The sequence below is a fragment of the Mesorhizobium sp. M7D.F.Ca.US.004.01.2.1 genome (genome assembly GCF_003997785.1).
GTDB lineage: Bacteria > Pseudomonadota > Alphaproteobacteria > Rhizobiales > Rhizobiaceae > Mesorhizobium > Mesorhizobium loti.
In genome coordinates, this window is record NZ_RZRQ01000676.1 from 1 (window position 1) to 1,105 (window position 1,105).

The 1,105-nt window shown below is 67.4% G+C and carries 2 protein-coding genes; both read left to right on the forward strand.

From position 1 onward, the window contains the following. The coding region (locus EN993_RS36100) for a glycosyltransferase (protein WP_127266272.1) at window positions 1-739 on the forward strand (739 nt) is incomplete at its 5' end. Next, on the forward strand, window positions 729-1,105 hold a 377-nt coding region (locus tag EN993_RS36105), incomplete at its 3' end, for a glycosyltransferase family 2 protein (protein WP_164758066.1). The genes EN993_RS36100 and EN993_RS36105, both read left to right, overlap by 11 nt.

A 1,105-nucleotide genomic window follows, 5' to 3' on the forward strand; every position in this document is an offset into this window, starting at 1 on the left:
GCATTGTCCGGCGCGCAACATCTCGATCGCCCGCAACGCCTGCCTCGACGCCAGCATTGCGGATTTCGTCGCCTTCATCGACGACGACGAGACGGCAACACCGTCATGGCTCGCCGAGCTGGTCGCGATGGCTGGAGCCAGCGGTGCCGCCGCTGTGCTCGGCCCGGTCAGGGCGCGCTATCGCCCGGATGCGCCGGACTGGATGCGGCGTGGCGATTTCCATTCGACCTTGCCCGTCTGGGTGCGCGGCGAGATCCAGACCGGCTATACCTGCAACGTTCTGCTGCGGATGGGATCGGACAGCCTGCGCGGCCGCCGCTTCAGCCTGGCGCGCGGCCAGACTGGCGGCGAGGACACTGAGTTCTTCGACCAGATGCACAAAGCGGGCGGCCGCATTGCCTTCTCACCCGAGGCTTGGGTCAACGAGGTGGTGCCGCGCTCAAGGGCGGCATTCGACTGGCTCGGCCGCCGCCGCTTCCGCGTCGGCCAGACGCACGGCCATCTCCTGGGCAGCAGCGCCAGCGGCATCGGCCTGGTCAAGCAGGTCGGCCTGGCGTCGGCAAAGGCCATCTATTGCTTCGCCTCGGCACTTCCGGTCGTCGTCAGTCCGGTTCGCAGGAACCGCAGCGTGCTGCGCGGCATCATGCATGTCGGCGTCGTCAGCGGCCTTGTCGGCATCCGCGAAATCCGCCTCTACGGCCAGCCTTCGCCGCAGGAAGGAGGCAAGCGTGCAGCCTGACGTCTCCTTTGTCCCCGATGTTTCCTTTGTGATTGCCGCCTACAACGCCGAGGCGACCCTCGATCGGGCGATCGCCAGCGCCATCGCCCAGAAGGGTGTCAGCGTCGAAATCATCGTCGTCGACGACAAGTCGCGCGATGCGACGCTGGACGTGGCGCGCGCCTATCCCAGGGAAATCGTCCGCGTCGTCGCCCTGGCCAGCAATCGCGGTCCCGGCGGCGCCAGGAATGCCGGCCTCGACGCCGCGCGCGGCAGATGGATCGCGGTTCTCGATTCCGACGACGCGGTCTTTCCAGATCGGCTCGCCACGATGATCGCGCGCGCCGAAACGGCCGGTGCCCAGATCGCCATCGATAATCTGCAGGT